We start from the raw sequence: 25,261 nt of genomic DNA, 5'->3' as shown, positions 1-25,261 counted from the left end.
TTACTTCTTGCGGCGTGTAACCGATGGCCGCGCCGGTTCCGTAGACTGCGCCAAACCGGAACTTTCCGTTTGGGAGGTCGTCAAGGCGGGTTCGCTCTGACTTGGCGCTTCTTCCTCCCCCAAGGGTTCGTCCGAAGCCCCCACGAGACCAGCGGTCAAGACAACGATAGCAATGTGCACGTTCTCAAGTGGGGGGCGCTCTTCGACGTAGCGACGGGTGAGGGTGAGTGCCTTAGCGGGCTCCAAACCACCTCCGATTAGGCCGAGCCTCACGACGCTCGAAATATCCTCGATGCGCCATTGGTTGGTCCGCAACCTGTCGAGGACGATGTAAGGGCCGGCGTCGCACTTTTCCTGCAGCTCCGCCAACTGGCCCCAGGCAAGACGGAACGAATACGTTCCGTCTCCCCAGTTCAGTTCGATCCTGGCGTCGCGGCTCACGGGCTCACCGTACGTGCAAGTTCACCGTCACTCTGCATCTGGACATTCAGCGTGACGCGACCGCCTTGCTCGGCTCCCATTTCAAGCTGGCTGATATGCATCAGACCAGTCCAGGTGATCGTCTTTGCCGGGAATTCGAGTTCGATCTTCACCGGAACGCTCTCGACATTCTCATAGGCGTCAAGCCATTTTTCAGCGGATTCGACGGCAGCAACACCTTCGCCAGAAACCGCAGCGGAAAGTGAGCTGGCATCACGCCCTACCCATGCGACCTTGTCCGGATCGTCGCAATCAGGGAGATTAACGTCGGTCAGATCCTTCGTGAGCGTCAGACTCTTCGAATTGAAGCCACACGGTGCAGTGTAGACGATCGGATCGGCTTCGTTGCCGAGGAGAACTCGGAACTTGCCGAAACGGGCGGTAGTTGGCTGTGCCATAGAAGGTCTCCTTGATGGCGGTGCAGTTACTTTGCAGCAGCGACTTCTTTCGCCGCCTTATTGATTGCGCGGGTGATCCGGCCTTTGACGCGCTTTCGACTGACGCGGAAACTCACATAGAAAAAGGGTCTGGCTGGTTGCGCCGGGATCCTGGCGCCGGCGAATTTGCCCCCAGCGATATGTGCGCTAGTGCCGAACTCGACCCAGCGGGCATAAAAGGCTTCGCTGTTACCGGCATAGATCGTGATGGTAAGGTCGCCGCCTGTGTTCTCGACTGTGGCTAGCGTCATCGCGCCTTTCGGCGCCCTACCGTAGGTCCAGCCAATGCTGTCGCGCAGCTCGCCAGTGTCATCATGGACCAGCGACTTCGCGAGAGCGACGATCTCATCCGCCCCGGCTTCCATAGCCTCGCGAATGCGCTGCTTGACCTTCTCTGGTAGCCGATCGAGCTTAGCCTGGAGACGTTTGAGGCCCTCAATTTTAGCGGTCACGAAGCGGCTTCCTCGATAAGTGCGACTATCTGCACAACCCCGTGCTGTGTCGTCGGATCGGGATCATCAAGGTTTCGCCAGAGGCGAACTTGAAGGGTTGCTGACGACATATCGGCGAGCGGCAGCTCTTTTTCGTGAAGAGCCCGGCGTACTTCCGCAATCATGTCATCCATGGACCAGCGGTTCGGCTTTCGTGACCAAATATCGATCTGCGCTGTAATCTCTTGGCCGAATATACAGTCAGCGTCATCGGCAACCCCGTAGAACGGACCACGGCTGATGTAGGCGTTTTTCGCTTTCCACGGCTCCTTTGGAGCCTTGTCATGGATGCCGTCGACCAGTGCTAGGAGCGCAGAATTCGAAATCAGAGCCTGATAAATGGCGTCCCAGAGTTCTTTCCCGGCACTCATCTATCGGCGCTCCCGGTGGACCGTTCGGAGAGAACGGCTTTGCCGGCAGCAGCGGCTTGAACGGCACAATCGCGCTTAACCGTTAGCTCCATCCCAGCCTTGTAGGCTATGGTCACCTGGCTTGTCGGCTTGTAATCGAAATCAGACGTGAATTTCACGCGGGCCATCGGCGCCTCCAATGTCGAAGAAAGGATTTCGGTCAGGGCGCCACGCCGCTTTCGACCATGATGTCGAGAAACTGGCGGTCCTCGGTCGGCGCAATCGAGCGAACAGCGTAGATTGGCCCATCCCAGTACCGATTTTCATCGGTGCCTTGCCATGAGCCGTTACGACTATCCCTCATGCGCCAATCCGGACCTATTTTCAGCGTATCGCTGTCGCGGCGCACGCGAACAATTGTCGGCTGACGCCCCTCCAGCCTGGAGGCGATGACCGTCTCGCCGCCTCGCATGTAGGTAAAACCTGCCCGGCGCTGGAATTGTTCAACAAAGGCGTCTTGGACGTTGCCATGACCGTCTTCCTGGTCGGCACGCTCATCGAACGCAACCTTCTCGTTGAGGCGGCCCGCATCACGTTTATCCATGGCGTATCAAACCCTCAGCCAGCGGTATGGATCGATCAGAAGCTGGCTCGATTTGGGTAGCCCTTCCAGTCCAGCGCGATCCTCGTAGAGAGTCGCCACGTACATCATGGCCGCGACTTTGAAGACTGCCTCTTTCCCCAAGGGGACCAAGGAGATGTTGCAATACTGAAGTACGGAGGCCTCAGCGGCATCCATATAGGTCTGGATGGTCACGTCGTCGTCGCCAGTGTCAACGCGCAAGTGCTCTTTGACTTCCTCTAGCGTGTAGAGCGGACCGAGTTGGGTGATGACGACGTTAGCCATATTTGAACCCCTACTTTTCGACGGCCTTGTTGGCGACGGTCGGCGCCTTCTTGTTACTTGCAGCCGGCGCCTTCTTCGCGTCTTCAGAATCGGCCTTACGAACTGCGCCAAACGCCTCCAGACGTGCGAAGTCCTCGGTACTGAATTCTCGTGTTGATCCTTCCGGATCTCCGTCGAGTGGCTTAATGAGAATTGCCTTGACCATGCTTGCCTCCTTCGGTTCATGAAACCGGCGCCAAATGTCAGCGCCGGTCGATATGAGCCGAAAAGAACTATGCTACGCGGCCGAGATCGCCGTAGACGATCGCCTGAGGACGGTAGATCGCCATTGCAAGCCGTTCCTCGGCGCGAATGGTGACCTTGTTCTTGATGAAGTTGTCCTGGTCCTCGGTTGAGACGTCGACGGTGGCATCCTGACGGTCGAATATCTGCGCCGCGAGATTGAAAGCACCGACGAGCGCCTTGTCGACGCCCATGGCCTGTGTTTCGACCACAGGGAGGCCCCAGAGTGTTTTCTGGATAGTGCCCTGAGGATTGCCGATAATATACCTGCCGGTATCGTCCTTCTGCATCTCGATCGCAGCCATGTCGATCGGGTTCATCACGATGCCATTGGGCGGATACTCGGCAAGAGCAGCCTGGAGGATCATCAGACGGACGGTATCAAGCTGCGTCGTCGCAGCCAGTCCGCCCGGAGCAGCGTAGGCGGTTGCGGCGGTTACCAAGCCGAGCAGGTTCTGACCGGTTCCAGAGCCATTGAGGAGCTGACTTTCCTCGACGTAGGAGAGGCCGTAGCGGAGCCGCTGGTCAATGATCGAGCGGAGACCGGGAGCGTCGGCCAAGATCTGAACGGAAGTGCGCATCCAGTGCGCAATGGTGCGAACCGTCGCGACCTTGTCTTCAAACTGCAGTTCCGACTGCGGCTTCGGAGCCCCTTCAGCCACCGGAGCGGCATTGTTGGTGAACAGTTTCTCCTGTTCGTACTCGATTGTATTGCTGGACGTCTGGCCAGGCATAAGCAGGGCACGGACGGTCATGCGACGCTGCGGCAGTTCAACCTGAACTCCGCGACGATCGACAGGAACCAAGGCGCCGGCAGAGCCGGGAGCGTCCGTCGTGAGCGAGGTGATGTCCTTGACCTCGACGAGAACGCGACCGCGGGGGCGCGTCTGCCCTGCGAAGTTTTTGAATTCGTCGCTCTCGATGAACCGCTCACCGGCAGTGCGATGATCGTTGTCATCGCCGCCACGGTGGGCCATCTTCTGGTCAAGCTCGTCGAGGCGAGCTTTCGCGTCGTTCATGCCCTTGATGGCCTGATCGGCAAGTTCCTTGGCGGTGGTCGCCAGAGGCATGCCCTTTTCGGCCTCCGCAAGCGCTTTTTCGGCGATTTCCTTCACCTTGTCATGCTTCGTCTCGAAGTCACGCTTGAATTCCGCCGCCAGCTCGGCTGCAGTCTTGTTTCCACCGCCATTCGGGCGATCCGGAGCATCGAAAACGATGCGCGGCCCGAAAGGCAGAGCGGCCATAGAAGCAATAGCGAATGCGATGGAACCGCCACAAATGACGGCCAGCTTATGTCCCTGCATGGGAACCTCCAGTTTCGGTTGAAATCGAGCGTTCAGCTCATCAGTGCGCGCAGAAATGCGACGCCATCATCAGCCGCGGCGGCAAGCTCCCCTTGCCCTTTCAGGTGGAGACGCGCGGCGCGCTCCGCCTGCGAGTTCGAAAAGCCCAGCCCCTTGAGCCAGGTCTCAAACTCTCTTTCTGAAAGCCGGTCCCCGGCTTTAAGCTTCTCGGTGAGGTCGTGAGCGGCCTTGGCCGCCTTCACGCTCTGAACTACAGCATTTTCGTTGGCACCAACGGAAACAATACTGACTTCGACGAGGTCGAGCTTTTGCAGCGTCCAGGTAAATGTTTCGGTATCGACGCTGTACTCTTTAATCCTGTAGCCGATCGACAATCCGTCGATATCCTTGGCTTTCAAGAGCGCATGCGCCTCTCTGCCGCGCTGAACGTCCATGTTCAGCTTCCCGCGCATCAGCAGGCCGTGAGAGTCCTCTGTCGCTTCGAGCCACTTTCCAATCGGCTCGTCGGATTTGTGCTGCCAAAAGAGCTTTGGCATCGTACCCTTGGCCTTGTGAAGCGCGAGGCTTTCCGAATATGCGCCGTCCGCGATGACATCGCCGTAAGCGTCCGGCTCCCCGCCGAAGGTCGAACCATAGCCTTCGAATTCGCCGGTATCCTTGAGTGATTTTATCTCAAGAACTGGAGCTGTTATTCTGTTGTCCATTTCCATCTCCGTTGATGGCATTTGCGAGTGGGATGTCCTGCATCTGCACTGTCACGACGTCCCCGCCATCAATCGGAGGGAGATTTTCTAGCGCCCGGCATTCGTTGCGTGTGGCGATCCCCATTCGGATCGCCTTTTCATATGCTTCGTAACGGCTGGCTGTATCGCCCCGCAGAAGGCCCTCGAAATTGAACTCGATCGTGATGCCTTGCGCCCGGCGCTCCGCCAACGGAACAAGCTGCTTTTCAACCGACTGCTCGATGCGCTTCAGGCGCTTGCGCAAAGTGAATTTCTGGAATCCGAGGACGTCAGCCTCTTTTCCGGTTCCCCAATTCGACGCCTTATCGCCAAAACCAACCATGGCTGGCGGCACGCCAAATATCCGGCAGATCTGCTCGCCGCTAAACTTGCGGCTTTCGAGCATCTGAGCATCTTGTGGGTCGATAGAGATCTGCTCCCAGGTCAGCCCGTTGTCGAGAAGCATGGGCCTACCGTTCCGGATCGAGCCCATGTACCGCTCCTGCAGGAGCCGCTCCAACTCACCACGCTGATCTTTCGATAACTGCGTCTCTGGCTTCGTCGACAGAACGCCACTTGGATTGACGCCATTCGCAAAGACCGACCCAGCCGCCTCCTCCGATGCCATCGCATCACCAAAGACGTTCCTGCAGACCGAGAGCGTCGATGAGCCTGAAATGCCGTCACCGAGGGGCCCGCGAATGTGAAGGACGTCAAAGGCTCGCTTGACATAGGAGCGGCCATTATCCGTCCACGCGTATTCAAGATCGCCATTCACCTTGCGGCGAACCGTCATCCGGTCCGGTCGGATCGGGTAGAGCGAAGTGATGATGCCGCCGGACCGACGCTCAATCAAAGCGTAGGCGTTTCCGTGTAGCTCGACACTTGCTGCCATCACCTCCCAGAAGTCGACGGCGGTCTGATCGAAATTCGGGCTGTCGTGCAGCACGAAATACAACGGATGATCTTTCGCCACGGTTCGAATACCGTTTTCGGTCCGGTAGATCATCAACGGTAGGGATGCGATCGTTCCAGCGATCAGCTGTACACATGCCCAAGTGGCAGAGAGGCCGACGGCCGCGCTCGCCTGGCCGTAGCGGCTATCCCGCCAATCGGCAAGTGTGACTTGATTGGTCGTAAAATTGTCGCCGTTTTCGGTCGACGCTGCGCCGCCGCGCCATGGCTCGATGTCTTTCACGCCATCACGGCGCAGCAGGCGTGTAAACCAGTTCATGCGTAGCTCGCTATCCACGCCTCGGCATCAAAAGCCGCAGCAGCTTCAGGGTTCTGGAACATCAGCATCGCGGCGTTGAAGAGCGCCATCAGCATGTCGATCTTCGCGGCGCCGGATACTTCTTTCGTCACGACGTAATTACTGCCCTTAAGGGTCTGCTTTGCATTTCCGACCGACCACGCCATGATCGGCTGGTCGCCATGAACAAACCGCCGGTCCTCAAGCTTAAGGGGCACTGATGAAATTGCGGTCTGCAACTTCCAGCCCTGCATGACAGCCGTGACAAGCGGTTGCGTCATCCCGAGATCTTCCAGCGCATCGACAAGGAGAGCGACGCCAGCGGAATCGAGGCCGATGCCATTTTGCTCCGGCAACAGGCCGGACTTAAACACCTTCAGGCAGATTGCGGCGGCCGATGCTGCCTGCTCCTCGCCGGACGTGGAAACGACCAGATCTTCATCGGCCTCAAATTGCTTCAGGTTCGGTGCGATCTTCTTTCGCTGCTCAAAAACAGTCGGTCTCGCCCATGCGCGTCCCCAACCGAGCCAGCGTTTCGAGCCCTTTTCCCGACCAAGCACGTAGATGGCAGCCAAATCGTCAGCGCCGCCCCAGTCTACGCCGATGGTGCAGACCTCGGAGCGCCGTAAAAGGGCGTCCAGACCGGTCAGTTTCTCATCGACACAGTTTTCCCAATGAATGGCTCCAGACCACCCATCACCGCCGAGTCCCACGCCGATCTCGATATTGAGATGCTGGCTTGCCCAGATCTGCTCGGCTTCGGCGTTCACCTTGCCATTGTTCTCGTAGTCGTCGACTAGAGCGTCAGGATCAATCGAGCGACCAAGGTTAGGAAGAATAAACCCCCAATTCTCCTTGTTGCGCCAGTACTCCTGATTAACCTGGTTCTCCCTCGGAAACTCGTAGAGAACCGGCAGCATGATCGGTGAAGAACCGCCTTTTCCGTCCCGGATCGCGCGGGCCTTGTCGAGCTCGGTTCGCCAGATACCGGCCGGCGCCTCGTCAGATTGGGTCGAAATCATCAAGACCTGACCGCGCTGCTTGGTAATTCCGCCGCCTCGGATCTGCTGCATGACTTTGGCGGCCTTCGCCGCCTTCCCAAGTTCATGCACCTCATCGATGATCGTAAGAACGGGAATTTCGCCGGTAACGATCGATGTGTCGAAGGTCTTTACGTCTAGCTGTGTGCCGGTTTTGTGCCGGATGATCGACTTCTTGTATTCCTCGACCTTAAAAATATCGCTCAGCTTCAGGTCGATTTCGATCATCAGCTGCGCCTGGCTGAAACATCTTTCCGAGATGTTCTGGCTTGGCGCCACGATCAGCATCTGTCGGTTTGGTGCCTCTTCCATGAAGAGAGCCGTCAGTCCCAACGCTGCAACGTAGGTGGTTTTGGAGTTCTTTTTCGGGACGAGACAGAGCAATTCCCAAACAAGACGTCTTTTGGTGTCAGGATCCTCACTGGCAAGGAAAGCGCAGAGGATATCCCTAAACCAGTCTCCGCAGGCTTCCGCCAGAGGCGGATTACCTGGAACGTCAGGGAGCCGAAGGCGATTAAAAAAGGCCAGAGCCTTTGCGGCCTTGGTCTTGTTGATGGGAACGTCGGCCATTGGCGTTTGGCCATTCTGCAGTTTCTCCCACCAATCCGGGCAAGCGAAACGGGGAAGATCATCGTCAATGATGCGCATTCTCGGAGGCTTCCCGCTCAAGTTCCGCCATCAGGTCGGCGTCTGCGTCAATCGCTCTTCGCTCGGCGATCACCTTTTTGCCAAGACGCTCAACCGGAGGCTGGGGCGAAGGCTTTTTCTCGGTGGCCAGCTCGCGCTCGATCTCCATGCGATCGTTTCTCTCCAAGAGGCGCCCAAACTCCTTGAACGCCCCGACGTTACCGCCTTCGGCAAGTTCCCAAGCCAACTCTAACCGCCGAGCGTCCAACTGATCGCGAGCAGCATCACGCGCCTTCAGCTCGTGAAAATAATTCTTCCGCAAAGTGGGCAAGGAGATCGCCAACGCATTGGCAATACGCGGGTTCGCCCAACCCAAAGCCACTAACATCTTGACTCTATTGCGTGTTCTAGAAGTCACCTCGTGGGCCGGCCGTCCAACAGCTCGTCTGGTGTCGACAACCGGGTTGCCGAAGAGGTCAATTTCCTGATGCACGAGAAAAAAATCTCCGAATGAGGGGGGCGCGGGTCCGGGCGGAGGGGTCTTTCCAGACTTTCGACCCACCCCCCTCTACCTGCGAGGGGGTGGTGGTCGGTCACTGCTGCCGGTGGTTCGAATGCGTTCGCTGACGGGCGATCGCCGAGGTTCGTCACAATCCCGCGTCTTCCAAATGATCCATGCAGCTCCGAGAACGAAGCCGCAGGCAGATGCTAGACCGAGCCGGAAGAACTCGATGAAGGCCTGCTCGCTCATGATCCTCACCAACCGGGTCGCGCCCGTTCCTGCTTCTGCTTCTCGCTATCGTGGTAAGCCTTGCTCACCGTCTGCAGATTGTTCACATCCCAGAACAGGCGCTCATCACCGCGATGCGGGATTTTGTGGTCAACCACTGGACTGTTATCTGCAGGATGCTTGCCAATGCAGAGAATACCGGTCTGCTGGCATCTGTACACGTCGCGCCTCAGCACTTCCTCCCGCAGCTTCCGCCATCGATTGCTCTTGTACCAGGCGCGCCATGGCTGGCTTTGGTCACGCTCACGACTGCGCTGCGTTTCCGCTTCCTGTCGTGTCGATGGCAATATGGGAGATAGGCGAGAGCCAAGGGTCTTAATCCGAGGCTTGAGGGATGTGAGCTTGCCCATATCCCTAAGAAACAGAAAAGGCGACCGTTAGGCCGCCTCGAACTCATAGCAGTAGCACTGGCCTTGAGTCAGCGCCTCGACAGTGAGGCGATCAAGGCTGGGGCCGGTAGCGGTGTTCCCTGAGGCCGTTGGCCTGCTCTGCCCGATATCTCAATCGGGGATCGGAGGGTCCGCTGGTCTGGCTCGTCCAGTGACCAATTGCTGTCACAGCTTTTTGAGGAATGCAAGTGGCATGCTCTCTATCTCAAATGGCTTGCCAGAGACATCGATCAGCACGCGCGCCTTGGCCTGCCTGCACCATTTCACAGCCAGCACAGTGCAGGTGAACCCGACGAAAGGACCGAAGGTGATGTCAGCCCTGTCACCGTCCGCCATGGTCTTGTCGGTCGCCACGCGTGGCAAATCAGCTTCAGACCTAAGTGCCTTCAAATGCTCAACATCCTCATCTCTGACGATGTGATATCCGTTCGGTCCACCGACGATATCGATGACATGCTTGACGTTCTTCAGACCATGAAACGCCTCACCCGAAGGTACGAAACGAACGAGCATGTATGACGGGAAGAACGGTCGCGATCCCTCGATTTTCCTCCCCTTGTGAATGCGAACGACCTTTTCCGAAGGCATAAACGCCTCGACATTCGCGTCCTGAAGAAACTTTTCCACAATGAACTCTCTGCCACTTTCGACACGCAGGCAGTACCAATTCGCCATTTTCGGCTCCCTTTCACATTTTTCCTTGGATGCCGCCCGCAGCCTGTCCGCTGCGATTCGGGCGATTCGGTTTGCTCTCGTCGAACGCTGGTAGGCCCGCAACTTTTCGAGGTGCGACAGCTCGGCCTCGATCATCGGCCGAAAATTGATCTTCGTTCCGGTGATCTTACGCTGCATTGTCATTGCCCCTGCCCTCTCTCAGTGCCGCATCAAATTCGCCCAAAGCCATGTCACACGCTTCATCGAGATCCTCGATCCCATCTGGCAGGCGTGGGAACTGCATCCATTCCAAACCTTCAGGAGCAGCCAGCCACGGCCAGCAGCGACGATGGTGCAGACGCTGCCATGCTTGCCAGACATCACCACCGACCTTCACCTTGTCGAAGCTCTGTCCGATCGCCACGATGCGCGCAGGAACGTTGAACCGCCTGCGCTGCTGCGTCGTTTCGATCAGCTTCGATGCCTCTGGCCAACCCTGCTTTTCCCGCTTGTCGCGCCAGATCAGGTCGCGCTTCTCTGGTTTGTCCTCGATGATCTTCTGTTCGATCGGATTGAGCGTGAGGTGGCGCTCTGGCTTCAACAGCTCCGCCAGCAACAGCGCACGACCTGCCCGAGAATATGCCGTGTACGGCTCGGGCGAGCTGGCTTGCGCTGCAGATCCTGTCCTTTCGCCCAATCGCTCCCAAGCCCGCTCTGAGAGGTACGTCGCCGCTGCTTTCGAAAACTTGCGACCAGAAGCCTTGGCTGCGGCCAGATACTCCGCAGTCCGATACTCGCAAGTCTTCCGCTGTTCCGCCGTCAGATCCAACCAGGCTCGGCGCGTCGTGGTTTCCGTGTCGGTCGCATAGGTTGGCCATGTCGACCACCATTTGCGGAATCGCTTTTCCAGCGCCTTGGGATTTTCTTCCCCTTCATCATTGCGATCGCGCTCTCTCTCTTCTTCGTTAAGATTGGAAGTTAGAGAACTGTCGTTAATAGGTGCCGGTCCAGATCCGGCAGGGGGTGCCGCCTCAGGCCCGGCAGGGGGTGCCGGTATACCGGCAGGGGGTGCCACCGCAGACGCCCCGGAAATAGGACCGAATTCCTTTTCGTCGTCGGCTTCCCATGCGCTAAACGCATTGCTAGAGAGCGCACGGTCAAGGATGACGCGATACCAATGAGCGCTGTCGCGGCCGTCGACGCTCTCGACCTTCCGCTTTTCAACGGCACCTATATCTGCAAGCCGGTTGAGCGAGTCCTGCACCGTTGAACGACCACAGCCAAGCTGCTCGGCCATCTTAACCTGGCTGCGGCGGCACCAGCCCTCCTTGTTCGTATGCGTCCCCAATAGGCAAAGCACCTTCAGGTCGCTTCCTTTCAGTCTGCCGTCAGTGACAATCCACGCCGGGATTATGGAGAACCGTGGATTGCTCATTCTGCCCCCGAGGCGCCAGCCCGCGCCGCTTCTCTGAGGTCGTGCGCGGCGATATGCACCGGCAAGACGATGGTTTGAGGAATTGATCCATCCGGCAGTCGCCGCGCACTGGTGAGCGAAAGCATCGCATCGAGATAGGCAACACCTTCCAGGAGCCCTGATAGCTGTAGGATACGCCGGATGTTCATATGTTCGCGATGAATGACCCAGTAAGGGCAGCGAAACAGCCAATCTGCCCGCTCCGCATGTGTCGCGGCATCAGCAAGGATATCTACGAGAGGTAGCATCGCCGTCATGCTGCCTCCCGATGGCGCATTAGCTCCGCGTAGCGCTCGTGGATGCTCTCACGATCAAGGCAAGCACATTCAATACCGAACAGCGCGCCGATCTCTGATCTTACGCTGGCAAGGATGTCCGCCTCGGCGTCCGTCAGCATGCGCGTGGGCCATCCCTTGACGTACAGCATGCCGTCAGTGATCCGCGCTTCTGCCTGCGTGCGCCAAAGAGCGGTGGATTTTGCCACCAAGAGGCGGTCACGGAGATTTCCCGTCAGGAGCTGCGGCGCCACATCGCCAAGCCATCGGGAGCCTTGGAACGCGAAGCTGCTCTCGCACTCAAGCTCAACCATCCTACGGTAAAGCTCATGGCTCTCCGGCTGAGCCGCAGCAGCCGTCAAATCCGCAATGTTCGACATGATGCAGAACATGCAAGACACCCGGCTCATGCCGCCGTCACGGTAAGCAGGATGCGGCGCCAGCCCGCTCGTATCGATCGCGCTGAATACCTCTTGCACGGTCCAATCCACGATGGGCCGCCAGTTGATGAAATTATCGTTGACGGTACCTTGGTCAGCAACTGTCGCCTTTGATCTGGCCGCGCTTTCCTCACGACGAACACCGGTCGCATTGATCACGGTCTGACCTTTGTATCGCCGCCTGAGTTCCGCCTGGATGACGTGCGTTTTCAGTTCCGACGTGCAGAACCTCATCCGCGGAGTTGACCAGCACGGAACTAAGGTAACTGTTTCAAGAGCGGCGTACCGATCGATGCTTGAGCGCCAACGTGCTTCCCACCGATCCATCAGGTCTCCGGCCTTCCGCCTCACGACCAGAAGCTCGCAACCAAGATGCGCAGCAAGCTCTTCGCATATACGCAGGCTGTCCCGCCACTCGACTACGCCGAGATCCGCGTGAACAAGTATACGAGGCCCAACGTGGCCGCATTGATCGAGATAGCGAAACGCCGCTAGCGCAGCAGCTTGACTATCCTTGCCACCGGAGACGCCAATCGCGACCGGAGATCCGTCAGCAATCGCGAGGTCAAGGAATGGCAAAGTCGCGACGGCGAACATCAAGCCACCTCGCCTTCCGCCTTCGCCTCAAAGCCCCAAGCCGTCCAGCCTGGCCGAGGTTCGCGGCAGAACATTTCGAGCCGAGGCATATCCGGGTACAGACGCTCGATCGTCTCAGCGAAGAAAGCAGGCTTGGCGCTATGGCGGCCTTTCGCCTCACGATGGACGGTCTGTGGCTGGCTCCCCGGCAACGGCGAAACTGGATTGCCGCGCCTCCCGATCAGAAGCAATTCGTGACGGTCACGGCCCCAATAGCCCGTCCCGGCGACTTCCTTGTCCCAGATCCAATGATGAACGTAGGCGAAGTCCCAGGCATCCATGACACGCAGCGCATCAGGCAGCATCGGATTTGTTGCCCAGAGAAACAGAACCGAGTCCTGCTTGGCCGGAGATCCGATCTGCTCCCAAAGCGCACAGATCTCGTGCGTCGTCATCGTCGGGTAATGGTTTTCCGGACTTTTCTCTCGTCCGGTCACTTCCGAATGGACGCCGAACTTCCATGGCGGATCGGCATAGATGACTGGAAACTTGTGTGCCACCTGCCCAGCGCTCGCCGCGCCGTTTGCAGTCACGTGCGCCATATGGGTAAGGCGAACAGCATGACGGACCTCAGAAAGCGCCCGCCGGTTTTCCTTCACCTCGGCAGCCTTGCGCTTTTCATCGTCGAGGGCTGCTTTAACATAGAGAACCTGCTTATCCTCAGCGACGGTCTTCAGCCGATCGAGGAACGCGCCACTGTTCAAGCGCGTCCCCCGCACCAAGTGCAAAGCCATTTCCGTGATACGCTCCCCACGAGATGCATCTCGCTGGATAGCGCGTTCGCTTTGTCCGGTTGCTTCAGCCGTCGCCGCGCTAAACCGTCGAGCGTTCTGCAAGTCGCCAACTTGGCGACTTGACCTGTCGCCGCCATGGGCGGTTTCCGGATGCTTTAGAAGATAGATTTCCTTGCGCCGCGCGACGAACAGTGCCCGATCGGCAGGCGTCAGCTCAGATCGAATAAGATTTTCGTCGATCTCCCAAAGCTCTCGATCTAGGTCGTCTACATCCTCATGGAAGCAGTCAATCCACTCCTCGCCAAGCTGCCGCATCGCCTCCAGGCGGTGTTTTCCTGCGCAAAGCGTCACCCGCTCATCACCGGATCTGCCCTGCACCGTGATTGGTGTCTTAAGTCCATGCTCTCGGATTGAGGGCTTGAGAGCCTCAACCGCCGCCTGATCGACGACGCGAAGCCGATCAGCGCTGTCGATGCTGTCGATACGACGACGCGTAATGGTGCGCTCCACCAACGCAGCCGCCGGCTCAGGCTCCGAAGGCAAGGAGGTAGCAGCCTTGTCAGTGGGATACCACTTATCCGCTGCCTTCGGATCGCGCGACAGCAAGCCTTTTGTGTTGAGCTTGATGCAGGACAGTCGTTCAGCCGATGTTTCGCTGACAACGAACCCATCCCGCTTTGCTCGGACCAGCAGATCGTTCTGACGATCGCGCGAGACCTGATGTGCACTTGCGTTCATGGGCGAGCCCTCCGCTCATAGCGGACGATGCCCCGCAGGATGGTTTCTGGACGACGGCCCTTGGCAATGCGCTCCGCAATTTCCCGCGGGTCGTAGGCAAAAGCTGCGCCGGAAATGACGAGCCGCAGTTGCTTCGGCAGACTATCAAATGCCTGCATGCGCTGATGAGCAGTGGATGGAGCTAGGATGTTCATCACTCGCACCTCATCATTCGGTCGAGGTGCGTGTTGCCCTTTGAGGTGAGGGTCAGTCGCGCGTGAGCGGGTCCGCAACGGCGCACATGGCCGCGCGCGATTAACGACAAGAGCAGTGACCGGTCTGCCTCGTCGGCAGCCAAGTGCTGATCGCGAAGAAGCCGGATGCGGCGCAGAAGCGCGTGTCCGTTAGGGCCGAGAGCCGGTTCCATCAAGCTCCTCCTTCTTCGAGCTTGACCAGAACCTGCTCAATAGCGCGAAGAGCTTCGCGGCCTTCCCGTGCGATCTGCTTACGCTCCAGGGCGTCGATGCGGTTGTCGAGCAAGGCATTCAGGATCGCCTTGGAGAGATCCATGCTTTCCGACAGGACGCGGTGCGCGTCATGTTCGGTGATTGGCCCATCGATGTGTTCCGCCTGGTCGGGTATGAGCCGGTAACCTAACAGCCGCGCCATGGCGCTGACGATCGCGGGACTCTTGGCACGGCGATCAGCCTCGACTGCCACGTCGCACGGGATGACGCTCTCCTTCAGGTCGTCATTGAACGACGCATACTTGGACAGCGTTGAAACGTTGACGCGTGTTAGGTCCGGAAACGCGGTGACCCCGCCACCCAACGTGTAGGACGCCTCGGTTGCAGACTTGATCGACCGGATCTCGATCTCGGAAATTGTGCGCACGACTACTCCCCTCGAAAATCAAGGAAACAAAAACGGAAATGGATTCGATGATCGGCGCGTCAGCACGCCTTATTAGTGGTTTGTCAGCAGATCACGGAGGCCCGCATGCATGGACGAACAGTCGAAGAGAAAGTGCACCGGGCCACAGAGGTCCGCCGGCCCGGTGCAAGGTGGCGCGGCGACCAGCGGCACCGCGCAGGGAACAACAAGAAATCATGCCGCCTCCTCCGCGCTCGCCGGACGCGGGATATCCGCGGGCCAGTCCACGCAGTCGGGCCAATTGCTCGAGAACCAAAGCATCGCCTTTTCGAACGTTCCAGTCGTGAGATCACTGTCACCGTAGGCAATTCGATCAAGCGTAGATCCCCTGTTCAACACAATCGTTGAGAGGCGCTGGCGACCAATGCCGCGCGCCTGAGCGAAGATATCGGAGACCGTTATGAGTTGTTCTCTAAGTGTCATGGCGTCGGAGGATGCGGAATCAGTTCCGCATTGTCAACCGAATTCATTCGGCATGACTTTTCCACAAGGCGCGGATAAAATTCCGCACATGAGCGAAACTATCCACGATCGCATTCGAGAGCGCATGGCCGAACTAGGCCTTAACCCTTCCAGCACTTCGCTGAAGGCTGGCCTTTCGCGCGAAGCAGTCCGCAAACTGCTCGGGAACGAAGAGCAGATGCCAGGCGGAAAAACGTTGACGGCCCTCGCAAGAGCACTTGATACTACCGAGCAATGGTTGCTAAGCGGCGATACCACGCGACCTGCTAAACCAGAATTGCGTTCGGCGGATGTTGAAATGCCTCTTCGCCATGAAATGCCCAAAGATGTCCCGGTAATGGGAACGGCGGCAGGATCACACCTCAGAGGGGCGTTCCAGCTGTATCCCGACCCTGTCGACTACGTAAGGCGCCCGCCCACTTTGATTAATGCCAAGAATATCTACTCGCTTTACATTGAAGGCGAATCGATGGTGCCCCAGTATCATCCGGGCGATCTGGTCTTTGTTCACCCCGACAAACCTCCCCGGTTTGGCGACCCCGTCGTTATCCAGTCCCAATTGAGCGCAGAGGGCGCGCTGGAGGCGACAATCGGGATCTTCCTGAGACGTAACACCGAGTTCGTTACCATACAAAAGCACAACCCTAGGGCGGAGATCGATATCCCGCGCGAGACCATCGCCCACATGCACAAAGTCCTTACGCCGAACGAAATTTACGGCGTCTAGCGGACAAACAATCGCCCATACGAACCCAATAGGAGGCGCGCCAAGCTAGTCTGGCGCGCCTCTTTTCGTTCGTGCTCAACAGTGGCGAATTCAAAGCGAATCAGATGCTTAACCGTCAGCTCCTTAATCATGCTATTCAGATTTAGAACATACTTTGCGTAATTTCTTTCGCACTCGGATTGACTGCGGAATTAAATCCGCATACCTTTTTACGCATCCGGTCCACTCCTCCTCCCAGTTCCGGATCGCCTAAACGGGGGCGCGCCGCTGCTCTCTCCTCCTCCCGGAGCAGCGGCGAAACCGGGAGGCGATGGAGAGCAACGTGCAGACACAGACCTATCCCGCAGTCGTAGCCCGTAGCATCGCTCACGAAATGGCTGATCTGGCCCTTGAGCGCGGTGAAGGACTGACACGCAAGGACTTCCAAGACCTTGGCTACACCGATGAGCAGATCGACGCCTACAGCCAGCAGGCGGCGCAGATCCATTCGCGCCGATCGATACGGCGCGTCGCCTGAACCTTCCGGTTTTGGCTCCCGCTCCGACCAGGAACGGAGCGGATGCCCAAACGGAAGCGAAAGGGCTCCTACCATGCAGACAATTCGGACAGTTCGTCCGGTAGCGTTGGCGCTGCCGGAGCCGGGATCGCTTTTCCTGCGCGTGACGCGGATGCCGATCGAGCACCAGCGCCGGGCAGAGTTCGCACTGCTCGCCATCATCGTCTCGGTCCTCCCGTACGCGATTATCCTGCAGGCAACGCGATGAACGACGCGACCTTTACCGTTCTCGCTGCGCTTAGCAGCACCTTGGCAGGCGGCGTGCTCTTTGGCGCCGTCATGTTTGCGATCATCGCTACCTCGAAAGCAGTCCGCCGTTTTGTCGAATGGCGGCGCCTGCGGACGCTTCGCATCGACGACACATGGGAGAACGCACCATGGAGGGACATGTGATGGCCGACATCCTCCCCTTCCCGGCAAAGCTCCGGCTCATCGCCGATGGCTTTAGCCCAAGTATCGTCGAAGAGATCGAGATCGAGATGGGCAGCGCCCGTCGTCGCCACGTGGCGCAGGCGCTGGAATACGTTGCTGGCGCCAACATCGATCTGGCTGTCGACAACCTCTGCGGCAAGTCTGGCTTTGAGGGACTGACCGACGAGACCATGATCGGTCTGGCGCACGCAATGATCCACGTCATCGATGCACTCGGCTGCCGCAATGCGGATCTGCCACTGCGGCGCACCCTCAAGGAATCGATCGAGCGAATGGAGGATGCCCATGCTGGCTAGTTCATTCCTGCGTCAATCCACAGCGAGCACCGCATTTGAGCTGGCGAATGTGACACTCCCGCTGACGCACGAGATCGACAACATCGGGACGATCGTCGACTCCACCGGCCGAGGGATCATCGTTGTCGATATGCATCGAGAGATGCCCGACGACCAGGTCACAGATATCGCCGAGCTGATCGTTGCTGCGGTCAACGCCTACACCTCCCACTCATAATCCAGGAGCTGTTTCTATGGCTGTAAAGCTTCCGAACGCCGCAGTCCTCGCTGCCCATCTGAAATCAGGCATGGACAGGAACCAGATCGCTGCTCGCTATGGCGCCCATCGCGACACGGTCCGTCTTGCGCTCATTCGTTACAATCTGCTCGACCTGGCGCCAGCCAAGAGCGAGGGACCCGCGCGCCGCGTCACGCGTCATCTGTCGCGTGAAATGATCACGGTCCATTCCGATCGCCTCGTCATCCTTCGCGAGATGGTCGCAGGAGACCACGGCGGCGTGGCGATCCGGCAATTGTCCCTGCCCCGAGTCTCGATGCATGTCGCCGCCCTACGGGAGCGCGGCGTGGATAGCGCGGTTCCCTGATGGCGACGCGCGAGGAGAAGGAGCGCATCGCGCAGATCCGGCAACGGCACGAGGAGGCTAGCACCAACTGGCAGCTCGGTAGTGGCGGCCTCGAATTGTATGCCGTTGTTATCCGACAGACGCCGCCAGCGCCGATCGTCAAGCTGCTCGACGACTGCGGATACACCGATCGCGACTTCCTGATGCATGCGCACGAAGACATCGCCTTCCTTTTGGCGATGCTGAAGCGGGCCGCGGAAAAGTTGCGGAGCGTCATTCCACCCGAAGATCCGCGAGACGTCGAACGCCGTGAACGGCAGGCTGCCGAAAGTAACTTTGCCGCTGAGTGCGCGATCAAGTGCCAGAACGACCGCGCATTCCGCCAGTTCCTAATCGAGCGGCACCAGCTGCAGGACGCAGGCGACACCGAGCGCGTCAAGACACGCGTTCGCTCCATTCTCGCCATCACGTCGATGGCCGAGCTGAACGAAGATCAGAATGCGGCCGCGCGCTGGAAGGCGCTGCGGTCCGATTTCAAAGCATGGCTAAAGGTAAGCGCATGACGGACCGCCGCGATAACATACGCGAGAAGGTTATGGCTCGTGTTCGCATCGACGAGGATACGGGCTGCTGGATCTGGACAGGCCCGACCTCAGGAACTGAGGGCCGCGGCGCCGGATACCCTCGCATGGCTTTGGCCGGGCAGACCGTCGCGGTTCACATCGTGATGTGGACCAACGAGCACGGGTACATTCCCGGCAAAAAGGAGCTGGACCACGTTTGCCGCAACCGGCTCTGCGTCCGCCCTCATCCAGATCACCTGGAAATGGTTACCCGTAAACGAAACGCCATGCGTCGCGAACAGGCAAAGCGAGCACTGATTTGCGGAGAAGCTTGATGGCCACCCGAGCCCCATCAAAGGAGATCACCCTTGATCGGCTGGCCGAGATGCTGGTCTTTGCCGCCAAGCTCGTGGACCGAAAAGGCCCAATCGCTCAACCGATCCTCGATCGCTGCGAGCGGGAATATCTAGCTGCTAAGCAGAGGCAGGAAGCAAGATCCGGCAGCCAGCTCGAGCGCGTACAAAAATTACTGGGAGCGGCAAACATCCAGGGTGTCTCAAAAGCGCCGCTAGTAGATCAGGTTGAATGTGCCAGCGAGGGTGCTTTCTCAAAAGCTGGCACCCTGCGCTATTAATCGCCGGGCCTTTTTTCCTATTGGCGCTTTATCAAATTAGTGTGTGCTAATTTATATAGGTGAAGGATGATGTTATTTTCGCTGTGCGGAAACCACTGGTTTTGGCGTCGTTCGCTTTCTTTGAATCCCTGAAGCTCTTGAGGAGATAGCATCGGAGGGTATCATCGTGCGCAAAATCTCTGCTTTGTTAATAATTACCGGGGCGCTTGCCGCCTTGGGCGGCGTGAGCATTGCCGCTAAAGACAAAAATACCGTTCAAATACCGAACGGCCTCGGGTTCGCTGACTTCGAAGGGTACGAAAGTTGGGAAGTCGTCTCGGTTGCTGCGGTTGATCCCTCAGAACAAGTGATGGGAGGAGATTCCGGCGAACGTCATCATGGCTAATCCGACAATGATCGAGGCTTATAAAAAAGGTGTGCCGGCCAACGCTACAAAATTCCCCGACGGATCGAAGATTGCAAAGATCCAGTGGAAGACAAAAAAGGACGCCGACTCGCCATTTTCAGTGAACGTGCCGGCCGCCCTTCGAAACGTTGCGTTTATCGAGAAGGACAGCAAGAGATTTGAGGCCAGTGGTGGTTGGGGGTATGCCAACTTCAATTACGACGTCGCCTCAGATTCCTTCACGCCAGACGGGGAAGGCACCGATTGCGGTTTTGCATGTCATACCGTCGTGGAAGCAAAAGACTTCATCTTCCACTCGTACCAGAAACGATAATTTGGTTCGTTCGCAATCGTAGTTCTGGACAGCTGAGCGCGGCTCCACCGACCGGTGAGAGGTGGAGGCCTCAACGCCCGCTCGACGTCCGCCGAAGAAGTAATTACTCCCGGAAGAGCCGTGATTTGATCCCCCACAAAATCTCCCCTTGGGGGGTCGTTTTGCAAAGGAATGCTGATTCCAATCCGCCCTCAAAAAGCAACTCAAAACCTGCAAAGCCCATCGGGGCCACTCAACTTTTTTCAGACTACTTTTTGGAATACTTTTTGGAATACATTTTCGGGGCCGCAAAGGCGTAGAACTCGGGCAACCCCTGCAATGCAACGAAACTCCTCGAAATTAAGAAGAGGGGCCAAGTCCGGCCCGGGGAGCCAGTTTCAAAGATAAACGCCTGCTTTTGTGATCGTCCAAAAGCAGGCGTTTTCTTTTTCGCTTTCATCCCTCTTTTGAATTCGCTGCACGACCCGAGTACTCGGGGATTCAATACCTCATGGGCACTCGTCCGCTGAGCAAGCCTGTTTAAGAAACGGCCAGTTGCTCGTCGCCCAAGACCGGGCACTCCAGCGCCGGCGTTTTTCTGGGCTAGTGCTTCCCGCTTGGCTGGTTGCCCGTGCGCGCACCGTCTCCATCATTGCGTAAGGTAAAGGAATCGAGGAGGCGCTTGCTCTCGCGCATGTGCAAAATCAGCCGCACCGCGTGGCGATCGTAGGTCGCCTTTTCGTCCGGTCGAGATCTCTGCATTCTGTCCATTGCGAACCCTCCATTAGCCCTACCTAATAGAAATGAAAAATCAGCGAGGGGCAACTGATTCGATTGGTATCGTGGGCACTATGAACTGCAAAATGAAGAAGGCTCGCCACTAGGAACAGCAGACGAGCCCTCATAACGTTGCCTGTCACGATAACCTGTCGCGACAAGAATAATGATAGCCATCCATAATTAAGGAATTACTAATTTTCATCCGTGGCGCTGTGCGTGTAGGAACGGCACGCCCCGCGACCATCGTCCAGAAGGGCATGTTGCTCAGGTGCCCGTGTCGCCGCCACCGACGCCGCGACTTTCCATGGCTCCTAGTAGCTGCAGGAACGGCCATTGCTGGGCCTGAAGCCACCCGCGCAGGCCGGATTGAGCGTGTAGTCACGATCCTTCTGATAAGCTGACGAAAAACCCCTCGATGAGGTCGTCGGACCTTCCGTGCTCGTGCAAGCTGCGCTGATCGTAAAAAGGCCTATCAGCGTCCGGCCATAACAACAGTGCGAAATCGGTTCATGTGAACATCTCCCTGGAGGACGGCATATGAGATCGATCCGGGCAGCAATCTACCATGTCATCAAGAAGCTGTGCGAGAGCCGCAGAAGATGATTGCTTTCACACTTTGCTGATTCACGGCTAGCACTGTGACCTTTGCCACGGTGCAGGACCACCAAGCAGTGCGCGGCGGGTGGACGCCCGTTGAACACAGGTCCACAGGAAAAAATCGTAACAGTGCCTGAGGAGCCGATTGCATGTGCCTCGTCGTCCCCTGAAGCGAAATCGAATTTGTCACTGGCCAGAGACTTTCATTTCCGACTAGAATACGCCGGTGACGCAAGCGTGTCCGGCTCGGCGGAGCGCTTCGAACTGGAATAAACTTGGTTGTGAAACAGGCTTCCGCGCAAAAAAGAGACGTCCGCCAGGTCGTCTGCGTGGATTGACGAGAGCGGATGGCGCCATCCGACAGATGACCTCCTGTCTCGGCGCTATCCGCCTCGTCCTTGCCTCCTGAGACAATTACTCGGCAGGATGCGGCATCGGCGGGTGCCCATGCTTTTCAAGTGGTCGCCGCCGCCATCCGGTCGAGCGATTAATCAGCCAAAAATAGAGGCCATAAGGCAGCAGGTTAACGAGCTTCATCGACCGGGTGAAGCGTGTCGGGAAGGCAATCTCGAAGTGCCGCGACTTGAGACCCACGGAAATCTTCTCCGCCGCCTCGTCTGCCGAAACGAGTGAGGGCATCGGGAATTCGTTCTTCCTCGTTGCGGGCGTATCGACGAAGCCCGGATTCACCAGCTGAATGCGGATGCCCATTTTGTCGAGATCGAACTTCAGGCTCTCGGTCATGTTGATCAATGCCGCCTTTGTGGCGCCGTAGGCTGCATTCGTCGGCAGACCGCCGTAACCTGCAACTGACGAAACGATCGTGATTTGCCCCTGCCCCTTAGCCTTCATGTGGCGAACGGCCGGGATGAGGCAATTCACGACCCCCTGCAAATTGACCGCGAAACTCTTCTCGAAGTCGGCGCGCTTCAATTCCTCCGCGTGCACGGGCAGATAGACACCCGCATTGAACACCGCCAACGCGAGCGCGCCGTGCTCATATTCAATTGAGGCGAGTGCGTGCTCCATGTCTTCGGGATTCGTGACATCGCCATCGAGCACGATGATGCTGCCCGGGAGTTCAGCAGCCTCAGCCTGGAGCTCTGCAAGCTTCTCATGGTCGCGCGCAGTCACCGCAACCTTGTATCCTTCACCGGCGAGCTTCAGTGCAAGCGCTCGCCCTATCCCCGAACTTGCACCTGTTATCCAGGCTATTCCATGTTCAGGACGAGCGACGAATGCTTGCATGGCACATCTCCTCCGGGCTGCTTTCCTCAACGTCAAGACAGGTCCGGGAGTTCCTCGCCGCCTCCCGGATTCAAGGCGATATCACGCCATTGTGGCTGCTTTCAGCCGATCAGGTCGCCGATGATTTGGCGGAAGGAGCCGGTCAGTTTGATCGGCGCGTCGAGAACCGAGAATGCGATGCAGGGGCGATCCTTTTCGGCAACCGGTCGATGGTCGAGGCTCTCGTCCGCGACAGAGATATCGCCAGGCCCGAAGCGGCCGCGACTGTCGTTGAACGCCCCGTCCAGGATCAAAGTGAGTTCCATGCCCTTGTGAGTGTGTGCAGGCAGTGCTCGCCCAGCCTTGATCCACATCAGGCTCACTTCGCAGCCATCGATGTCGGTAGAGTATTCCTTGAAGCCTGGAAGCTTCGTTTTCCAAGGCACCGTATCCACGTCATAGCCAACCAGATCGCGAATCGCCTTCGGGAAAGAGCCGTCCCTTGCCCGCAGATCCACGGCTGGGCGGCGTTCGTCAGGTGGCGCCGAGGCGAAGACAGCAGCAAGCCGCGCCCTCCGGTCGCCGATCGCAGCTTCCGGTATCTGCTCGAGGGCTTCGCCGGCCAAGGATTCGAGATCCCGCACCAGCTGGCGATGATCGGTCTTCATTTCGAGATGGGATTCCACCAGCACCCGCGCCGGCTCGGGAAGAGATCCGGCGACATAATGCGCCATCAATGCATCGACAGTGTCGATATGCTCGTGAACCATGACGGTTTCGGGTCGTTTTCCGCTTTCAGAGATTGCTTTGTCGTCATCCGTACGTTGAAAGTCAATCTCCGGATCACAACGCGCTTGGGCGGCCCCTACCAAAGGACGGTGGATCAAGATGAAGTCTAATTTTATCGCTGCGCTCAAAGGGATGGAATAGCATTTCTTGCCAACCTAGCCTTGTGAAGGGAAAAGACCGTTCCTAAACTAAGCGTTCAAAAGAGGCAGAGTCCATGACCGTCCATCCGTCCGTTCTAGAGGCAATCGGCAATACCCCCCTGATCAAGCTCAAGGGTGCGTCTGCGGCGACGGGCTGCACCATTCTCGGCAAAGCCGAATTCCTCAATCCGGGCCAGTCGGTCAAGGATCGCGCAGCGCTCTACATCATACGCGACGCAGAAAAGAAGGGCCTGCTGCGACCAGGCGGCGTTATCGTCGAAGGAACCGCCGGCAACACCGGTATCGGTTTGACGGTTGTAGCAAAGGCCCTTGGTTACAGGACGGTCATCGTCATCCCGGAGACCCAGAGCCAGGAAAAGAAGGATGCACTGAAGCTGCTCGGCGCCGAGCTCGTCGAGGTTCCGGCTGTTCCCTACAAGAACCCGAACAACTATGTGAAGGTGTCCGGAAGGCTTGCCGAGCAGTTGGCGAAAACGGATCCTAATGGAGCGATCTGGGCAAACCAGTTCGACAACGTCGCCAACCGGCAGGCGCATATCGAAACGACCGCCCGCGAGATCTGGAATGACACCAACGGCAAGGTCGATGGCTTCATTTGCTCCGTCGGCTCGGGCGGGACGCTTGCCGGCGTCGCGGCCGGCCTCAAGGCATTCAGCAAGGACGTCAAGATCGGCCTCGCCGATCCTGACGGAGCCGCCCTCTATGAATTCTTCAAGAACGGTGAACTGAAGTCCGCCGGCTCCTCGATCACCGAAGGGATTGGCCAGGGACGAATCACGGCGAATCTGGAAGGCTTTACGCCCGACTTCGCCTACAGCATTTCAGATGCGGAAGCCCTGCCCTACGTCTTCGATCTTGTCGAGCACGAAGGTCTGTGCCTCGGCGGATCGACCGCGATCAACATCGCCGGTGCTGTGCGTCTTGCCAAGGAGCTCGGTCCCGGTCATACCATCGTGACCATCCTCTGCGACTACGGCAATCGCTACCAGTCCAAGCTCTTCAACCCTGATTTCCTGACCTCGAAGGGCCTGCCCGTTCCCGCGTGGCTCGCCAAGACGCAAGACATACAAATCCCATACGAACCAGCAGCGTGAGACCCCATGCCCGTCAATGCCCTCTATCGTGACGATTTCTATCTTTCGACATGCGAGGCGATGGTAACCGCCCTTCACGAAGATGGGGGCATCGAGCTGGACCAGACCTGTTTCTATGCGACATCGGGAGGCCAGCCGGGCGATACCGGCTTTCTCGAACGCGCCGACGGCAGCAAGATCGTTCTTGGCCAGACGAAGCATGGGGCAACAAAAGATATCGTCGTCCACGTGCCGCTAGAGGGTGAGACACGTCCGAACGTCGGCGAAAAGCTGGTGCTGCACGTCGATTGGCCGCGCCGCTACAAGATGATGCGAATGCATACCGCCTGTCACCTGCTCTCCGTCGTCTGCTCCTATCCGATTACGGGCGCTGCCGTTGGCGAAGACGAGAGCCGCGTCGACTTCGACATGAGCGAAACGATTGACAAGGAAGACGTGACTGAAAAGCTCATGGAGTTGGTGCGGCAGAACCATCCGGTTTACCTGCAGTGGATCACCGATGAGGAACTTGCCGCCAATCCCGGCATCGTCAAATCCAAGAATGTTCGCCCGCCGATCGGCCTTGGCCGGGTCAGCCTTGTCTGCATCGGGGAGAACTCTGCGATTGACAGCCAGCCCTGCGGCGGCACACATGTGTCCGAAACGCAGGAAGTCGGTCAGATTCACATTGCCAAGATCGAGAAGAAGGGCAAGGAAAACCGTCGCTTCCGAATTCGCTTCGGCGCTCCCGGCGACGAAGCTTGAACTT

Annotated in this window: 38 protein-coding genes; 15 read left to right on the top strand and 23 right to left on the bottom strand. The window is 58.0% G+C overall.

The genetic code is table 11. The features are described from left to right. The 12 genes from JNB88_RS05760 to JNB88_RS05705 all read right to left on the bottom strand — a co-directional run bounded on the left by JNB88_RS05760 (position 1) and on the right by JNB88_RS05705 (position 7,913). Positions 1-441: a gene transfer agent family protein gene (locus tag JNB88_RS05760; RefSeq protein WP_220354611.1), complete on the bottom strand. Its 441-nt coding sequence runs from the start codon at positions 439-441 to the stop codon at positions 1-3. Further along, complete coding sequence (locus JNB88_RS05755) at positions 438-878, bottom strand: phage tail tube protein (RefSeq protein ID WP_220354610.1); 441 nt, start codon at positions 876-878, stop codon at positions 438-440. The genes JNB88_RS05760 and JNB88_RS05755 overlap by 4 nt, the downstream gene beginning before the upstream one ends. A gap of 26 nt (positions 879-904) precedes the next feature. Continuing rightward, positions 905-1,369 (bottom strand): HK97-gp10 family putative phage morphogenesis protein, encoded by a 465-nt coding sequence (locus JNB88_RS05750; protein ID WP_220354609.1) that lies wholly within the window; start codon positions 1,367-1,369, stop codon positions 905-907. Continuing rightward, positions 1,366-1,779 (bottom strand): DUF3168 domain-containing protein, encoded by a 414-nt coding sequence (locus JNB88_RS05745; RefSeq protein ID WP_220354608.1) that lies wholly within the window; start codon positions 1,777-1,779, stop codon positions 1,366-1,368. Before JNB88_RS05745 ends, JNB88_RS05750 begins: the two co-directional genes overlap by 4 nt. Further along, positions 1,776-1,946, bottom strand: coding sequence for a hypothetical protein (locus tag JNB88_RS05740; RefSeq protein ID WP_220354607.1), 171 nt, complete (start codon positions 1,944-1,946; stop codon positions 1,776-1,778). The genes JNB88_RS05745 and JNB88_RS05740 overlap by 4 nt, the downstream gene beginning before the upstream one ends. A gap of 32 nt (positions 1,947-1,978) precedes the next feature. Then, entirely contained in the window at positions 1,979-2,362 is a 384-nt protein-coding gene (locus JNB88_RS05735) for a phage head completion protein (RefSeq protein ID WP_220354606.1), read from the bottom strand. A gap of 6 nt (positions 2,363-2,368) precedes the next feature. After that, positions 2,369-2,665: a head-tail connector protein gene (locus JNB88_RS05730; RefSeq protein ID WP_220354605.1), complete on the bottom strand. Its 297-nt coding sequence runs from the start codon at positions 2,663-2,665 to the stop codon at positions 2,369-2,371. 10 nt (positions 2,666-2,675) lie between these two features. Next, complete coding sequence (locus JNB88_RS05725; RefSeq protein WP_220354604.1) at positions 2,676-2,870, bottom strand: hypothetical protein; 195 nt, start codon at positions 2,868-2,870, stop codon at positions 2,676-2,678. Positions 2,871-2,937: 67 nt separating this feature from the next. Further along, entirely contained in the window at positions 2,938-4,251 is a 1,314-nt protein-coding gene (locus JNB88_RS05720) for a phage major capsid protein (RefSeq protein ID WP_220354603.1), read from the bottom strand. Positions 4,252-4,283: 32 nt separating this feature from the next. Further along, entirely contained in the window at positions 4,284-4,955 is a 672-nt protein-coding gene (locus tag JNB88_RS05715) for an HK97 family phage prohead protease (RefSeq protein WP_220354602.1), read from the bottom strand. Continuing rightward, complete coding sequence (locus tag JNB88_RS05710; protein WP_220354601.1) at positions 4,924-6,207, bottom strand: phage portal protein; 1,284 nt, start codon at positions 6,205-6,207, stop codon at positions 4,924-4,926. Before JNB88_RS05710 ends, JNB88_RS05715 begins: the two co-directional genes overlap by 32 nt. Continuing rightward, on the bottom strand, positions 6,204-7,913 hold the full coding sequence (locus JNB88_RS05705; protein WP_220354600.1) for a terminase TerL endonuclease subunit: 1,710 nt from the start codon (positions 7,911-7,913) through the stop codon (positions 6,204-6,206). The genes JNB88_RS05710 and JNB88_RS05705 overlap by 4 nt, the downstream gene beginning before the upstream one ends. Between JNB88_RS05705 and JNB88_RS05700 the strand changes: the two genes are divergently transcribed. Next, positions 7,903-8,145, top strand: coding sequence for a hypothetical protein (locus JNB88_RS05700; protein ID WP_220354599.1), 243 nt, complete (start codon positions 7,903-7,905; stop codon positions 8,143-8,145). The genes JNB88_RS05705 and JNB88_RS05700 overlap by 11 nt on opposite strands. A gap of 503 nt (positions 8,146-8,648) precedes the next feature. Here JNB88_RS05700 and JNB88_RS34110 read toward each other — a convergent pair. The 8 genes from JNB88_RS34110 to JNB88_RS05660 all read right to left on the bottom strand — a co-directional run bounded on the left by JNB88_RS34110 (position 8,649) and on the right by JNB88_RS05660 (position 14,895). Beyond that, complete coding sequence (locus JNB88_RS34110) at positions 8,649-8,780, bottom strand: hypothetical protein (protein WP_262928063.1); 132 nt, start codon at positions 8,778-8,780, stop codon at positions 8,649-8,651. A 456-nt stretch (positions 8,781-9,236) separates the two neighbouring features. Next, positions 9,237-9,929, bottom strand: coding sequence for a transcription termination/antitermination protein NusG (gene nusG / locus JNB88_RS05690; protein WP_223217081.1), 693 nt, complete (start codon positions 9,927-9,929; stop codon positions 9,237-9,239). Next, the gene (locus JNB88_RS05685) at positions 9,913-11,160 is read right to left on the bottom strand and encodes a helix-turn-helix domain-containing protein (protein WP_220354597.1); all 1,248 of its coding nucleotides are present in this window, start codon (positions 11,158-11,160) and stop codon (positions 9,913-9,915) included. Before JNB88_RS05685 ends, nusG begins: the two co-directional genes overlap by 17 nt. Then, entirely contained in the window at positions 11,157-11,456 is a 300-nt protein-coding gene (locus JNB88_RS05680) for a hypothetical protein (protein ID WP_220354596.1), read from the bottom strand. The genes JNB88_RS05685 and JNB88_RS05680 overlap by 4 nt, the downstream gene beginning before the upstream one ends. After that, positions 11,453-12,511: a phosphoadenosine phosphosulfate reductase domain-containing protein gene (locus JNB88_RS05675; RefSeq protein WP_220354595.1), complete on the bottom strand. Its 1,059-nt coding sequence runs from the start codon at positions 12,509-12,511 to the stop codon at positions 11,453-11,455. Before JNB88_RS05675 ends, JNB88_RS05680 begins: the two co-directional genes overlap by 4 nt. Beyond that, a complete protein-coding gene (locus JNB88_RS05670; protein WP_220354594.1) occupies positions 12,511-14,022 on the bottom strand; it encodes an MT-A70 family methyltransferase in 1,512 nt (503 codons plus the stop codon). The genes JNB88_RS05675 and JNB88_RS05670 overlap by 1 nt, the downstream gene beginning before the upstream one ends. Further along, entirely contained in the window at positions 14,019-14,216 is a 198-nt protein-coding gene (locus JNB88_RS05665; RefSeq protein WP_220354593.1) for a DUF6525 family protein, read from the bottom strand. The genes JNB88_RS05670 and JNB88_RS05665 overlap by 4 nt, the downstream gene beginning before the upstream one ends. Positions 14,217-14,427: 211 nt before the next feature. Next, positions 14,428-14,895: a phage regulatory CII family protein gene (locus JNB88_RS05660; protein ID WP_220354592.1), complete on the bottom strand. Its 468-nt coding sequence runs from the start codon at positions 14,893-14,895 to the stop codon at positions 14,428-14,430. A gap of 439 nt (positions 14,896-15,334) precedes the next feature. Here JNB88_RS05660 and JNB88_RS05655 point away from each other — a divergent pair, with 439 nt between their 5' ends. The 12 genes from JNB88_RS05655 to JNB88_RS05600 all read left to right on the top strand — a co-directional run bounded on the left by JNB88_RS05655 (position 15,335) and on the right by JNB88_RS05600 (position 19,886). Further along, complete coding sequence (locus tag JNB88_RS05655; RefSeq protein WP_223217080.1) at positions 15,335-16,123, top strand: LexA family transcriptional regulator; 789 nt, start codon at positions 15,335-15,337, stop codon at positions 16,121-16,123. A 322-nt stretch (positions 16,124-16,445) separates the two neighbouring features. Continuing rightward, a complete protein-coding gene (locus JNB88_RS05650; protein WP_220354591.1) occupies positions 16,446-16,640 on the top strand; it encodes a hypothetical protein in 195 nt (64 codons plus the stop codon). Between the two features lie 73 nt (positions 16,641-16,713). Beyond that, positions 16,714-16,887, top strand: a complete 174-nt coding sequence (locus JNB88_RS05645; protein WP_220354590.1) for a hypothetical protein — start codon at positions 16,714-16,716, stop codon at positions 16,885-16,887. Next, positions 16,884-17,072, top strand: coding sequence for a hypothetical protein (locus tag JNB88_RS05640; protein WP_220354589.1), 189 nt, complete (start codon positions 16,884-16,886; stop codon positions 17,070-17,072). The genes JNB88_RS05645 and JNB88_RS05640 overlap by 4 nt, the downstream gene beginning before the upstream one ends. Continuing rightward, positions 17,072-17,407, top strand: coding sequence for a hypothetical protein (locus tag JNB88_RS05635; RefSeq protein WP_220354588.1), 336 nt, complete (start codon positions 17,072-17,074; stop codon positions 17,405-17,407). The genes JNB88_RS05640 and JNB88_RS05635 overlap by 1 nt, the downstream gene beginning before the upstream one ends. Beyond that, a complete protein-coding gene (locus JNB88_RS05630) occupies positions 17,397-17,624 on the top strand; it encodes a hypothetical protein (protein WP_220354587.1) in 228 nt (75 codons plus the stop codon). The genes JNB88_RS05635 and JNB88_RS05630 overlap by 11 nt, the downstream gene beginning before the upstream one ends. A 16-nt stretch (positions 17,625-17,640) precedes the next feature. Beyond that, entirely contained in the window at positions 17,641-17,991 is a 351-nt protein-coding gene (locus JNB88_RS05625) for a hypothetical protein (RefSeq protein WP_220354586.1), read from the top strand. After that, positions 17,991-18,533: a hypothetical protein gene (locus tag JNB88_RS05620; protein ID WP_220354585.1), complete on the top strand. Its 543-nt coding sequence runs from the start codon at positions 17,991-17,993 to the stop codon at positions 18,531-18,533. Before JNB88_RS05625 ends, JNB88_RS05620 begins: the two co-directional genes overlap by 1 nt. Beyond that, on the top strand, positions 18,530-18,868 hold the full coding sequence (locus JNB88_RS05615; protein WP_220354584.1) for an HNH endonuclease signature motif containing protein: 339 nt from the start codon (positions 18,530-18,532) through the stop codon (positions 18,866-18,868). The genes JNB88_RS05620 and JNB88_RS05615 overlap by 4 nt, the downstream gene beginning before the upstream one ends. Beyond that, entirely contained in the window at positions 18,868-19,167 is a 300-nt protein-coding gene (locus JNB88_RS05610; RefSeq protein WP_223217079.1) for a hypothetical protein, read from the top strand. Before JNB88_RS05615 ends, JNB88_RS05610 begins: the two co-directional genes overlap by 1 nt. 166 nt (positions 19,168-19,333) lie before the next feature. After that, positions 19,334-19,552, top strand: coding sequence for a cytochrome P460 family protein (locus JNB88_RS05605; protein WP_220354583.1), 219 nt, complete (start codon positions 19,334-19,336; stop codon positions 19,550-19,552). Further along, positions 19,545-19,886 (top strand): cytochrome P460 family protein, encoded by a 342-nt coding sequence (locus tag JNB88_RS05600; protein ID WP_220354582.1) that lies wholly within the window; start codon positions 19,545-19,547, stop codon positions 19,884-19,886. Before JNB88_RS05605 ends, JNB88_RS05600 begins: the two co-directional genes overlap by 8 nt. Positions 19,887-20,468: 582 nt before the next feature. Here the strand turns inward: JNB88_RS05600 and JNB88_RS05595 are convergent. The 3 genes from JNB88_RS05595 to JNB88_RS05585 form a co-directional block, all read right to left on the bottom strand. Continuing rightward, positions 20,469-20,636: a hypothetical protein gene (locus JNB88_RS05595; RefSeq protein ID WP_220354581.1), complete on the bottom strand. Its 168-nt coding sequence runs from the start codon at positions 20,634-20,636 to the stop codon at positions 20,469-20,471. A gap of 1,020 nt (positions 20,637-21,656) precedes the next feature. Further along, complete coding sequence (locus tag JNB88_RS05590; protein WP_220354580.1) at positions 21,657-22,490, bottom strand: SDR family NAD(P)-dependent oxidoreductase; 834 nt, start codon at positions 22,488-22,490, stop codon at positions 21,657-21,659. A gap of 101 nt (positions 22,491-22,591) precedes the next feature. Next, positions 22,592-23,239 (bottom strand): ChrR family anti-sigma-E factor, encoded by a 648-nt coding sequence (locus tag JNB88_RS05585; RefSeq protein WP_220354579.1) that lies wholly within the window; start codon positions 23,237-23,239, stop codon positions 22,592-22,594. A 233-nt stretch (positions 23,240-23,472) separates the two neighbouring features. Here JNB88_RS05585 and JNB88_RS05580 point away from each other — a divergent pair, with 233 nt between their 5' ends. Beyond that, positions 23,473-24,513 (top strand): cysteine synthase A, encoded by a 1,041-nt coding sequence (locus JNB88_RS05580; protein WP_220354578.1) that lies wholly within the window; start codon positions 23,473-23,475, stop codon positions 24,511-24,513. A 6-nt stretch (positions 24,514-24,519) separates the two neighbouring features. After that, positions 24,520-25,257, top strand: a complete 738-nt coding sequence (locus JNB88_RS05575) for an alanyl-tRNA editing protein (RefSeq protein WP_220354577.1) — start codon at positions 24,520-24,522, stop codon at positions 25,255-25,257. Positions 25,258-25,261 lie beyond the last annotated feature (4 nt).

Origin of the sequence: Rhizobium cauense (assembly GCF_019511525.1) — a bacterium.
GTDB lineage: Bacteria > Pseudomonadota > Alphaproteobacteria > Rhizobiales > Rhizobiaceae > Rhizobium > Rhizobium cauense.
This window is presented reverse-complemented; position numbering and strand designations above follow the sequence as displayed.